The sequence below is a fragment of the Psychrobacter fjordensis genome (assembly GCF_904845995.1).
Taxonomy (GTDB): domain Bacteria; phylum Pseudomonadota; class Gammaproteobacteria; order Pseudomonadales; family Moraxellaceae; genus Psychrobacter; species Psychrobacter fjordensis.
Genome location: NZ_CAJGYP010000001.1, coordinates 1,161,147 through 1,173,889 on the forward strand (window position 1 = coordinate 1,161,147; position 12,743 = coordinate 1,173,889).

Annotated in this window: 12 protein-coding genes; 7 read left to right on the forward strand and 5 right to left on the reverse strand. The window is 43.4% G+C overall.

The genetic code is table 11. From position 1 onward, the window contains the following. Position 1 precedes the first annotated feature (1 nt). The 3 genes from nusB to hisF all read right to left on the reverse strand — a co-directional run bounded on the left by nusB (position 2) and on the right by hisF (position 2,767). Positions 2-844 (reverse strand): transcription antitermination factor NusB, encoded by an 843-nt coding sequence (gene nusB, locus JMW61_RS04860; protein WP_201549808.1) that lies wholly within the window; start codon positions 842-844, stop codon positions 2-4. Between the two features lie 243 nt (positions 845-1,087). After that, positions 1,088-1,609, reverse strand: a complete 522-nt coding sequence (ribH, locus tag JMW61_RS04865) for a 6,7-dimethyl-8-ribityllumazine synthase (RefSeq protein ID WP_194197873.1) — start codon at positions 1,607-1,609, stop codon at positions 1,088-1,090. 375 nt (positions 1,610-1,984) lie between these two features. Beyond that, complete coding sequence (gene hisF / locus JMW61_RS04870; protein WP_197218001.1) at positions 1,985-2,767, reverse strand: imidazole glycerol phosphate synthase subunit HisF; 783 nt, start codon at positions 2,765-2,767, stop codon at positions 1,985-1,987. A gap of 190 nt (positions 2,768-2,957) precedes the next feature. Between hisF and JMW61_RS04875 the strand changes: the two genes are divergently transcribed. The 5 genes from JMW61_RS04875 to JMW61_RS04895 all read left to right on the forward strand — a co-directional run bounded on the left by JMW61_RS04875 (position 2,958) and on the right by JMW61_RS04895 (position 7,125). Then, complete coding sequence (locus JMW61_RS04875) at positions 2,958-4,127, forward strand: homoserine kinase (protein WP_201549809.1); 1,170 nt, start codon at positions 2,958-2,960, stop codon at positions 4,125-4,127. A gap of 47 nt (positions 4,128-4,174) precedes the next feature. Beyond that, a complete protein-coding gene (locus JMW61_RS04880; protein ID WP_227687358.1) occupies positions 4,175-4,504 on the forward strand; it encodes a hypothetical protein in 330 nt (109 codons plus the stop codon). After that, positions 4,505-5,413, forward strand: coding sequence for a class II glutamine amidotransferase (locus tag JMW61_RS04885; protein WP_201549810.1), 909 nt, complete (start codon positions 4,505-4,507; stop codon positions 5,411-5,413). 75 nt (positions 5,414-5,488) lie between these two features. Continuing rightward, complete coding sequence (locus JMW61_RS04890; protein ID WP_201549811.1) at positions 5,489-6,661, forward strand: AAA family ATPase; 1,173 nt, start codon at positions 5,489-5,491, stop codon at positions 6,659-6,661. 2 nt (positions 6,662-6,663) lie between these two features. Beyond that, positions 6,664-7,125: a type II toxin-antitoxin system VapC family toxin gene (locus JMW61_RS04895; protein ID WP_201549812.1), complete on the forward strand. Its 462-nt coding sequence runs from the start codon at positions 6,664-6,666 to the stop codon at positions 7,123-7,125. On the opposite strand, the gene JMW61_RS04900 is transcribed toward JMW61_RS04895, so the two are convergent. Both JMW61_RS04900 and JMW61_RS04905 read right to left on the reverse strand, forming a co-directional pair. Then, entirely contained in the window at positions 7,126-7,695 is a 570-nt protein-coding gene (locus tag JMW61_RS04900) for a YchJ family protein (RefSeq protein WP_201549813.1), read from the reverse strand. Between the two features lie 45 nt (positions 7,696-7,740). Continuing rightward, positions 7,741-8,457, reverse strand: coding sequence for a metal-dependent hydrolase (locus tag JMW61_RS04905; protein ID WP_201549814.1), 717 nt, complete (start codon positions 8,455-8,457; stop codon positions 7,741-7,743). A gap of 112 nt (positions 8,458-8,569) precedes the next feature. Between JMW61_RS04905 and JMW61_RS04910 the strand changes: the two genes are divergently transcribed. Further along, on the forward strand, positions 8,570-9,577 hold the full coding sequence (locus tag JMW61_RS04910; RefSeq protein WP_201549815.1) for a DUF3025 domain-containing protein: 1,008 nt from the start codon (positions 8,570-8,572) through the stop codon (positions 9,575-9,577). Positions 9,578-9,890: 313 nt separating this feature from the next. After that, entirely contained in the window at positions 9,891-12,719 is a 2,829-nt protein-coding gene (gene acnA / locus JMW61_RS04915) for an aconitate hydratase AcnA (protein ID WP_201549816.1), read from the forward strand. The last annotated feature ends 24 nt before the right edge of the window (positions 12,720-12,743 follow it).

Genomic DNA, 12,743 nt, shown 5'->3' on the forward strand with positions numbered 1-12,743 from the left:
GTTAGTCTTGGTTTTTAGCATCGTCAGCGTCTTTTTTGCTCGCCTTAAACTCGCTAATATTTGCACTGGCTTTACTAGCACTATTGCGTTTGACACTAGTGTTATTTGCGCTAATACGAGGTTTGTTTGATGCAGTTGGGCTGTCATCAATAGCACTTTCGTTTGTGGCTTCTGTGCTATCAGCTGGTTTCACTTGAGCTTGTTTAGTCGCTGATTTTTGTGACGTACGCAGGTTGGCTTTAGTGTCTGATTCTACTTCAGTAGCGCGTAGCTCAACGGCCATTCTATCTAATACCGCATTGATCAATTTATGCGCGTCAGTGGCACCAAAATGGTTGTTAAGCTTCATCGCTTCATCAAGTACTACCTTATAAGGAATCTCTAAGCGATTCTGCAGCTCATAAGTACCAATAAGCAAAATAGCGTGCTCAACGGTGTCCAACTTATCAATGTCGCGATCAAGATGCTGAAGAATTAGAGCATCCAACGCTTCAATTTGCTCTGGGATATCACGCATCATTTCGTGATAGTAGCCGATATGTACGGTGTGCATGGCATTAGTCGCGCGCGTACGGGCAGCGATATCATGCGGCGCATTGGCCTTCCAACCAAGCTTGCCATCTACATCAAAGCGGCGATCAGTGACGAGCCACTCGTATAGACCTTGCATCGCAAAGCGGCGAGCCTTACGAATGGCAGTGTGACTGGTCTTATAAGAAGACTCACTCATATCGAAGGTTTGATCACCCGCACTGCTGCTTGCTATACGGGTAGCTTCCGCTTGTTTATCATTGATTTGTGCGGTTTTTGCAGCATTAATAGCGTGCTTGAGTTGGTCAGTCATAAGGGGTCAATACCTGAATTTTGAAATAGAATGTTAAATAGTGGTCGGCTGGCACGTTTTGCCAGTCAGTCTTGGATACCGAAATTATATGGTGAGGGCTATCGTAATAACCATAACCCCATCAACTTCACAAACAATATTACTTATAGGTGCTGCTTAAATAGCACTGCTTACCTGTGTTAATAAAACCGCTAGACAGTCAAATAGAGACTGTCTAGTGGTCAGTACTAACGGTCAATAAAACTAAGCGTCATCGCTTTCGTCATCAATATCTAACTGTGATAAGACAGCAAGCATTTCTATGACAACCATTGCCGCTTCTGATCCTTTATTACCAGCTTTCGTGCCAGCACGCTCAATTGCTTGTTCAATGCTATCAGTGGTCAATACGCCATTTGCAACAGGGATATTATAATCCATCGCTACAGCACTTAAGCCTTTTGCAGATTCGCTTGCGACGAAGTCAAAATGCGGCGTGCTGCCACGAATAATAGCGCCTAAAGCAACGATGGCATCAAAGCGATCAGACTCAGCGGCACGTTGGGCAACCAATGGCAATTCAAAAGCACCAGGCACACGAATCACGGTGATATTGCTACCCAATACACCATGACGTAGTAGTGCATCAATTGCACCATCTACCAATGATTCAACCACAAAACCATTAAAACGACCGACTACGATACCAATACGAACGTCTTTGTTTTGATGTAAATTACCGTCGATATGAGTCACGTCATTGCGTTGCTGTTGTAGATTTGACATAAAAAATCCTTTGCTTATTTGGCTTTTAATAAAGATGTGGGCGTAAATGAGTCGCTAAATATAGTGATGTGTTCAGATAACAGGTTCGATTGTTTGGCTTGTTATTCAATAGATACTGATAATCAAAGAAATCGGCAGTTAAATGAACGAAAATAAGTGGTTAGCGCTATGATAACATTTTTTTCTAATTTATTTGTATTTTACCAGTGTGTTATATGGGGCATATTAGACATTTATAAATGGGCACTGCCATGGTCGAATATCAAACACGCCTTAGTCGGCTCTATCACATTTAAATACAGGGTAGGCGAGTGAAAACACTAAGAATAGTAGGTTCAGCACGCCCAATGCTATATTTGATTTATATGTGACTGACTATAGGCGCATCTGTATCCCTTGCGCTGCCATATATGCTTTGGCTTCTTGTACTGTGTATTCACCAAAATGGAAGATACTGGCTGCGAGTACTGCATCGACGCCGCCTTCTAATACACCTTCGGCCAAATGTTGTAAGTTACCGACGCCGCCTGAGGCAATGACTGGTACATTTACTTGGCTAGTAATTTGTTGCATTAGAGCTAAGTCATAGCCTTTTTTGGTACCGTCACCGTCCATCGAGGTGACTAATAACTCACCTGCACCCAGCTCAGCCATTTTTTTGGCCCAAGCAACTGCATCAATGCCAGTTGGCTTACGACCACCATGAGTGAAAATCTCCCAACGTGGTACGACAATGCCATTAACATTGATATCAGCGACACGCTTGGCATCAATGGCAACGACGATACATTGATTGCCAAATTTCTGTGAGGCTTCACCAACGAACTCTGGCGTAAACACTGCTGCTGAGTTAATCGCGACTTTATCCGCGCCCGCATTGAGTAAATTGCGGATATCAGCGATTTTACGCACGCCGCCACCGACTGTGAGAGGGACGAATACGGTCTCGGCCATGCGCTCAACGGTATGATAAGTGGTATCGCGCTCATCATTGGTCGCCGTAATGTCTAAAAAAGTAATCTCATCAGCACCTTGTTCGTTGTAGCGTTTGGCCACTTCGACAGGGTCGCCTGCGTCTTTAATATCGACAAATTGTACGCCTTTGACCACACGGCCATTATCAACGTCCAAACAAGGAATGATACGCTTTGCTAACATAGGGTCTTTCACCTTATAATCAATTCATTCTATAGGCGCTAGTCTAGCAAAAACACCGCCGCCTCAGGCAGATTTTCGTAAGATTATTATGCATTTCGCCATAGTTTGCTCATGCGCGGTACAATTGCTGTGATTACCGCCTCAATCTATTCTATTTAACTTCTTATTCAATTGCCAAAAGTGAGATGTCATGTCCGTCTATACCCAGTTAACCGATGACCAGTTTGCCGCCTTTTGCCAGAGTTTTGGCGTATCTTTCGTGCGTGCTATTCCGATTACCCAAGGGATAAAAAACTCAAACTGGTTTATTCAAACGACTGACGATGTAGATGGCGCGTATTCCTATGTATTGACTTTATTCGAAGAGCGTCCACCTGCTGATATCGAAAAAATGGCGGTTATTCTTAATCAGTTAGACGGTAAGCTACCGGTTGCCGCACCGCTATCAGTTATTGAATCCAATAGTGTTCAAACGGATGACGATGATAAACGCTATGTGATTCATTATGAAAATAAAGCGATTACGCTAGTGCCATGCCTAGCAGGGTCGCATCCAGAGCAAACCACGCAAGCGATGTGCCATGATATCGGTGCTGCGCTAGCGATGTTGCATGAGACGTTGCAAGCATTACAGCCTGCTGAGCAGTACGGCGTACCTTTATACCCATGGGCAGACGTACGCGACCGTGAAATGCAGTTTATGCCGGGTGACGAAGCCAAATTGATGAGTGATATTTGGCGCTCTTACACAGAGTTGCCACTGACAACGTTGCCAAATGGTTTGTGTCATTTGGATATGTTTGCGGACAACACCCTATGGAATCTGCAAAAAGGGGAAGAACGTCTCACTGGTTTATTAGACTTTACCGAGGTCAGTGTTGAGCATTATGTAATGGATATTGCCATTACCATCAATGACTTTTGTACTACGTGGGGCATGGCTGAGCAAGGCGAGTCAGTGAACTTTGACCGCAGTAAAATGGCGGCATTCTTACAAGGATACGAGTCTAAACGCTCACTTGGCCTTGATGAAAAACGCGCCTTACCTGTTATGCTAGCCAAAGCGGCAGTGATTTTTTGGTTGCTACGTTTAAACGTTATCCATTACAACCGTACCGAAGGTCGTACGGGTGATAACATCATGGTCAAAAACCCTGACTTGATGAAACGTCTGGCCGCTTATCACTGGGCGCATGTTGAAAAATCGCAAAACACCGTATTTGTGCTTTCTGGTACGGCATCAGACAATCAGATAATTGGTGTTTTTAGCAGTATCACGCAAGCTGAGCAAGCCCGTGAAAAATTGAGCAATAGTAGTGAGTTCGCAATCAAAGAATATACGCTAGATCAATTGTCGTAAGCATTGCTTATTCATTTATTCTGGTACCAAAACCATAAGGCGATCCCATGACCGATCAAGTTGACAACTGGCACAAACTGGCACGCTACGACACCAATATGCAAGGCGAGCTGCATGCCAATTTGCTGAGAAATAATAACATTACGGTATCCATGCAAGCGCTGAGTAGCATTCCTGGTATGAACTCAGGGGCAGTGCTGTGGGTACAAGATACGGATTTGGCAGCAGCTCAACGTATCCTAGCGACCATCCCAGCTGATGGTGCGGCCTTACTGGATGAGATGAGTGATGCGGACTTTGATGCGCTATCTGACGCTCAAAGTAATTCTACTCAAAGCAACCCGATAATGAACGACAATAACGGCGGTACTTTATAAATGTGTCAACTCTTAGGAATGAACAGCAACACCCCAACGGATATTGGTTTTAGCTTTGCAGGATTTCGCAAGCGTGGCGGTATGACTGACAGCCACGAAGATGGTTTTGGCATTGCGTTTTTTGAACGTAGCGATTGTGTGAATAGTGATAAAGCGGCAAATGATTCAACGGGACTGCGTCTGTTTCATGACAATCGCCCAAGTCATCTGTCACCAGTGGCTGACTTGGTCAATAACTACCCAATCAAAGCCATGAACGTCATTGCGCATATTCGCAAGGCTACTCAAGGGCAGAACTGCTTGGCCAATACGCATCCATTCGTCCGTGAAGTATGGGGCGAGCAGTGGGTGTTTGCGCACAATGGGCAGATGAATAGCGAGTTTATTAAACGCTGTCAGCGCTTACAAGACAATGGTAATGGCTCACACTGCCAACCAGTTGGCTCAACTGACTCCGAAATGGCATTTTGTTATTTGGTCAATCGCCTTAAAAGTAGCTTTAAGAGCCGTCCTGATGATCAGACACTGTTTAACTTTCTGACCACGCAATGTCGCTATTTATCTGCTAATGGCTTATTTAATTGCTTGATATCAAATGGCAGGTGGCAACTGGCCTATGCGGGTAGCTTATTATTTTATCTCACACGTAAAGCACCGTTTGGTGAGGCAAAATTGGCTGACGATGACTTGGCAATTAACTTTGGCGATGTAACCACAGATGCTGATAAGGTCACTATTTTAGTCACCGTGCCATTGACTGAAAATGAAAAATGGCAACAGTTAGCGGTCAATGAATGCCTGATATTTCAAGATGGCGATGTCATTTATAAAGACAGCCCAAGTCAGCGCAAGTTTTTGACCGTTGATGAAGGGATTGCGATTGCTAGAGCAGTTGGGGCGAGTGTTTAGAGGTTGATCGACTTGTATTTTGACATTAGTCGTTTAATCATAAAGTTAATAGTGAACTAATAGTCAGGTGAAGCTATGTTAGGTAATGACATTCAAATAAAACAGCTAGTAGGTGTTGGCGATGTACATCTCAGTTTTCAACCTGACCAAAGAGTGTATTGCCTGATTGGTGAAAATGGCATTGGAAAAACTAAGTGTTTGGAGGCTTTGTTTAAAGCAGAGCTAATGTATAACAAGCAATATGTTTCTAGAAGTAGAGTAATCCCTTTCGACGATCCACAAGGTTTTAATATCTTTTCTACTAATAGCGATCTTAACAACAGAGAAACTAACAACATTTCTAATTATGGTCATGAAGAGTACTTCAACGGTACTTACTACCATGATTTACCAGTAGTTTTCTTAGGTGCTCAAGATAGAGGGGGTATAAACAATAAGCAAAAAACCGAAAAAGAATATCTTAAATCTCATTCAGATGACGGAATCGGCAGTAAGCGCCAACGTATCAATGAATACTTCGATATGATTAATCAACATATTGAGCATAGAAACCTAAACAATCTGAATATGAACGTCGATATAGAAAAGTGGGTCAGCCAACGTGCACGGTCTGCTAATCCTTATCAAGCTATTGAGGACAACCGTGAAGTAGAAATCACGATGTTGTTAAATTTATTGAACAAGGTTGACGAGCGAATTGATAGTAAATTCCTTGAAATATCAGGAAATAATCGCGTATTTATAAAAGTTTCTGATAAAAAAACTGAATTATCCGAGCTTTCTAGTGGCTTTGCTTCAATTCTTAAAATCATGCAATCTATCATCGCAGGTTATAGTTATTTCACCAATGAAACCAATATTGCTCGTGTTAAAGGCGTGGTACTCATTGATGAAATCGAAAGTCATCTACATACTAAATGGCAAGCGACTATTATTCCTACTTTAAAGCGTTTATTTCCTAATACGACGTTTTATATCACCACCCATTCCGCTATTGTTTTAAGTCAGTTGCAACATGGCGAAGCTTATGAGTTATACCGTGATAAAGAAGATGGCGTTGTCAAAACAGAGCTGATAGAACATCCAAATAATGCTGCATTTGTAGACCTGCTAAAAGATGCTTTTGACATTGATATCAATCGTCTAAAATTAGCTCGTGACAACGCTCCGCAGCAAAAAAATGCTAAAAAAATACTGACTGAACTGTTAGAAAAACGGATCAATGAGCTTAAAGAAGGAACGCAATAATAATGGATACAGAAATTGCGAAGTTACTGGACTCAAACTTTTTGACTTATCTCTTGGAAGGTAAGAATATTGATGAAAATGATGTCGATCTTCTTGAGCGTCTGATGGATTTATTAGCACTCGTCAATGATGATAATGTCGAGCTGGCCATCACACCATTGCTGCGATATGAGTTTTTAAGAAAATTTGGTCAGAATGAGAGTGAAGATTTTAATAAATTTAAAGCAGCTGTTGAAGAATTTACATGGCTAGATATCAGTAAAGACGTTACGGATTTGGCGACCAATCTATACCGTTTAGACAAATATGAAGCAGATAGCAAAGGTATACCAAAGAATTTAGAAAAGCGAAAGTTTGACGTGTTTCATTTTGCTACGGCTAAAATTAATGGTATTGAGCTACTATCTAATGATAAGCACATAGATCAAATGGAAGGTTTATACGAGCGTTATCAAGCGCTATAACTAACCCAAATAACCCCCACAACACCGCTTAAATTTCTCTCCAGACCCACAAATGCACGGTTGCTTTTGGCTGATAGTCATCGCAACTGTAGGATCTAAGAAGTACCAGCGTGCATCATCGTTAGCTTTATTTGTAACCTTTACAAAGGCAGACAGTTCATGATGCGCCTGCCTTGTTTTTTCTAAGTTACCTTCAGTATTATCAGCCACATTAAAATACGCTTTGAACTCAACTTGCGCATGACGTTTACCAAGCTTTGGCGTGTGCTCTACGATTTCCAATCCTGCCCAATCCGTTTCCGTTGCCCAACTCTCAATCGCATTAATATCAAGCAAGTTTTGTTGCACTGGTAGCGTGGTCTTGACGATATACTCTGGCTTAATCAACACAAAGGCACTATAGCGCGTGCGCATGAGCCGTTCGGCTGTCTCGGCTTTTATACCATCTACTTCGTCATTATAAAAAGCATCATGATAAGGCTGGCAGCACTCTTTATAAAGTAGTACTGAGCTGACAGATTGTGATGCTGGACTGATTTGGCAAGGGCAAGTATCTGGGTAAGATTGCATGGGTTACTCTACTTTTCGTTTGGATTTTACGGCTTTGAGGTGCTTTTATTGCAGCATGCTTTTTATTAACTCTGGCAATATGCCGACTTTGAGCTGTGCCCATGGTGCTGGGTCACGTAGCTGCGCCCAAAACGCCTCAAAAGGCGGTGCCATATAGACCAGTATAGCGAGCAAGGTATATAGTAATAAATACCACCATTTGTCGTCATGTTTATAAAACTTCATCGCCGTACCCGATGAGCGTTTCATTTTCATATTGGACAAGTTGACACTATACAGCTCGTCCAGTGATAAATGTACCATCGCGCCACCGAACAAGAATAAACCGTAAAACCAACTTGTGGTCAGTGGTAGCTGTACGGCATAGTAGCTCAGGCACGTCAAACCCAGTCCAAGTATCGCCATATAAGGGACGGAATGAATCACGCCGCGATGCACAGTCATGGTGGTAAAAATATGAAAGACCACATAGCGCATAAAACCGTAGCCTGCTAGCCACAATACTATCAAGGCAAGTAAGCTCAAATCACTACGCCAATGCATGACCAGGCCAAAGGCAAATATAAACGAGGTAATATTAAAACCAAGCTTAATCGGTGTGGAATTATCAGAGTCTAAGTCCGGTAACAACCCGCCAATAGTACCAAGCGCCACGCACACCAAAAAGCCTGAATCATCAATCAATCCAGCTTTATACACCGTTAGACTCATCGTGCCGCTGACCATAAAAGCGACATTTAGGTGGGTATTAAAATTTGCCATAAAACTCATTCATCCATAGCGCTCAAAAAGACCTTTCGAGCGGCTCATCTAGCAGTAAAAAAGCGCACCATGATACCATAGCGTAGCCAAATGCTTAACAGAGAACGCGCCTATGCTTATCACTGATTCCCCTGTTGCCCTTGATGCTGATGTTTTATCTGAGAGCCTACCTATGCTGGATAAAATCTTCGCTGATATTAATTGGCAGGCACCATGGATGTGCCATATAAATCAGCTGAACATCATCAGCGCTGCTATTCAAGGCCTAAGTTCATCAAGTGAACAAAATAATGCTGTGGCATATGAGGGTCAGCCGATAGATGTCATTGCGGATGTATTAAACAATGCATTTAATCAGCAAAGCAGTTATGGGCAGAGCAGTCATGAGCAAGCAGAGCTACCAATGACTAAGCCCACTCATAATAATAAAGCCCACACTCTAAAGTTCGTCTCACAGGATGCGCTGCCTGAAGGTGAAGCCTATGAGCAATTTATTGGTATAAGTGGCAATATCCCGACGCGTGAGAATTTGCACGATTTATTTAACGGCAGTATTTGGCTGACGTTTCCGAAAACTAAAGCATTGCTCAATTATTATCATATGCTAGAAATAGCTGCGCAGGGTATCAATGCGAGTAGAGGGCGTGTGCGCGATACCATTACCGTATTTGATGAAAATGGCGCAGTGCTCGTCACGGCAGATCCAAATATTGGTGCCGCGTTGATTGGATTTGATTGGCAGGCAAGTTTAGTAGCACCGCGTCCTAAGTGGGACGACCCAGCGCAACCAAATACGAGTGCTCAAGCAGCGGTCTATATTTTTGGTCACGCCTTACTTGAGCAGTTGGTATACCCGCGAAAACCCTTATGCGCTCACAGCATTGTCATCAATGTTGCACAAGAATTCTTTACCCTATCGTTAGCTGAGCGTATGAGCTACTTGAATGACAAAGTTGCTGAATACATGGACACATTATTATCAAACGACGATGTTACCCCGCGCCAGCTTGCACCATTGCCTATTTTGGGTGTGCCGCATTTTTGGTCAGAAAATACTGATCCGAGTTTTTACGATGATGACTATGTGTTTCGTAGTGGTCGCCGTCAAAAAAGTAATTAGTGTGAAATGACTGAAGGTATTGGTAGATAAGTGGCTAAGCCGTTATTACGTTTACGATTGTGCCACGATTTGACTACGTCTAGACGTTAACAAAGGTTGATATATTTGTTATGGTAAAAGAACGTTATTGTTAAATGATAAAGGAATGATTTAAAAGGTATTTAGCCATTTTGTTCGTTGAGATTTGTGTCTCCTCATTTCAAATAACGATTAACTTTAATAAACAATGATGAAGGATTTATCTAGCCACCAGTTATCAGCATAAGCGCAAGACTGCTTATGCTCAGGATATAACAACGATAAGGAAGCTACTATGAGCGATATTTTTGATGTAAAAGACACGATTGCGGTCGATGGCAAGGAACATACCTACTACAGCTTGCCAGCGCTAACCAAAACCTACGAAAACATCAGTAAGCTGCCATTTTGCATGAAAATCGTATTAGAGAACCTATTACGTAACGAAGACGGCGGTCAATCAGTCGGGAAAAACCATATCGAAGCCGTTGCTAATTGGGATGCAGGTGCAGAGGCGTCAAAAGAAATCGCTTTTATGCCGGCACGTGTGGTGCTACAGGATTTCACCGGTGTACCATCAGTTGTCGATTTGGCAGCGATGCGTGATGCGGTCGTTGAGCTTGGCGGTAAGGCTGAGCAAATCAATCCGTTCATCCCTAGTGAGCTAGTCGTCGATCACTCTGTGCAAGTGGATGCTTATGGCCGTGAAGACGCGCTAGATCTCAACGAAAAAATTGAATTTAAGCGTAATAATGAGCGTTATGAGTTCCTACACTGGGGGCGTAACGCTTTCGAAAATTTCGTCGTCGTACCGCCAGCCACCGGTATCGTACATCAGGTCAATCTTGAGTATCTAGCCCGTGTTGTGATGGCTGCTGATGTAGATGGTGAGCTGACAGCTTATCCTGATACGGTATTTGGTACAGATAGCCATACCACGATGATTAATGGTATTGGTGTACTTGGTTGGGGCGTGGGCGGTATCGAAGCAGAAGCAGCCATGCTCGGTCAGCCATCATCAATGCTAATTCCACAAGTGGTTGGCTTTGAGCTGAAAGGCAAGCTAACTGAAGGTGTCACTGCGACAGATTTGGTATTGCGAGTGGTAGAGATGTTACGTGCACATGGCGTAGTCGGTAAATTCGTCGAATTTTATGGCGAAGGCTTGCACAGTATGCCACTGGCTGATCGTGCAACGATTGCCAATATGTCACCAGAGTATGGTGCGACTTGTGGTATCTTCCCAATTGACCAAATGGCGATTGATTATCTGCGCCTATCTGGTCGCGATGAAGCGCAAATTGAGTTGGTCGAAAAGTATGCCAAGGCGCAAGGATTATGGCACGATGCTGATACTCCAGCTGCAACTTATTCAAGCAAGCTGGAGTTAGATTTGTCTTCAGTACAGCCAGCACTTGCTGGTCCTAATTTGCCACAGCAACGTATCAATCTGTCTGATATGCATGAGAAGTTTGGCGAAACGTTAGAAAAAATGACCAAAGATCGCAAGTCAGAAGTCGATGGTAAAATACGCTTTGACCAAGAAGGCGGTGAGCAAGAACAAGCTGAACATTTAGCAGCTCAGCCAAAAATGAACGATGATCAAGATGATGGCTATCAGCCTGCAAATGGCGTCTTCTCTACCGTTAGTATCGATGAGAAAGATCATAAGCTACGTGATGGCTCAGTCGTAATTGCCGCCATTACCTCTTGTACCAATACCTCAAACCCTGCCGTTATGATTGGTGCAGGTTTAGTCGCCAAAAAAGCAGCAGCCAAAGGTCTGAAAGCCAAGCCATGGGTCAAAACATCATTAGCACCTGGTTCAAAAGTGGTGACTGATTACCTAGAAAAAACCAAGCTGATGGATGAGCTAGAAAAAACAGGCTTCTATCTAGTAGGTTATGGTTGCACCACGTGTATCGGTAACTCAGGGCCATTGCTTGAAAGTATTGAAAAAGGTATCGAAGAAAACGACCTAGTCGCTGCTGCTGTGTTATCAGGTAACCGTAACTTTGAAGGTCGTATTCACTCACACGTCAAAGCCAGTTATTTAGCGTCACCACCGTTGGTCGTTGCTTATGCGTTGGCAGGCACGGTCGATATTGATATGACCACGCATCCGCTGGGTCAGGACCAAGATGGTAATGATGTGTTCTTAAAAGACATCTGGCCAACGTCAGAAGAGATTAACGAGCTGATTGCTAATAATATCGATGCTGATATGTTCCGCAAAAATTACGGTGAAGTGTTTGCAGGTAGCAAAGCATGGAACGCGATCAGTTCTGCAGATAGCCAATTGTATCCATGGGATGAAGGGTCAACGTATATCAAAAACCCACCGTTCTTTGATGGGATGACCATGGAGCCAGAAGGTATCCCTGATATCGAAGGCGCACGTATCTTAGGTCTGTTCGGTGATTCAATCACTACTGATCACATCTCACCAGCGGGTAATATCGACCCAGACTCGCCTGCAGGCAAGTATCTGCAAGAGCGTGGCGTGCTACAAGCCGATTTCAACAGCTATGGCTCACGCCGTGGTAATGATGCGGTTATGACTCGTGGTACCTTTGCCAATATCCGTATCAAAAATACGATGATGGCTGGCAAAGAGGGCGGCTATACCTATTACTTTAATGGTGATAAAGCCACTCTCCAAGATGGCGAAGAAATGGCTATCTATGATGCGGCGATGAAGTATAAAGAAGACAAGCGCCCACTCGTGGTATTAGGTGGTGCGGAATATGGCTCTGGCTCTAGTCGTGATTGGGCTGCCAAAGGTACGATTTTACTCGGTGTAAAAGCAGTATTGACCAGCTCATTTGAGCGTATTCACCGTTCAAACCTAGTCGGTATGGGTGTGTTGCCATTGACCTTTAAAGAAGGTGAAAATGCAGCGACCTATAACCTAGACGGTTCTGAAGTGCTTAGCATCACTGGTTTAGATAATGGTGAAAGCAAAACAGCGACAGTCACGGCCACACGTGCTGATGACTCAACTGAAAGCTTTGATGTTAATGTCATGCTACAAACGCCAAAAGAGCGTGAATACGTGCGTCATGGCGGTGTATTGCACTATGTACTACGTCAGCTGGCTGCTGAGAGTAAGAATGCTGCATAAGGGTTAATTAAACTTCGTATGATA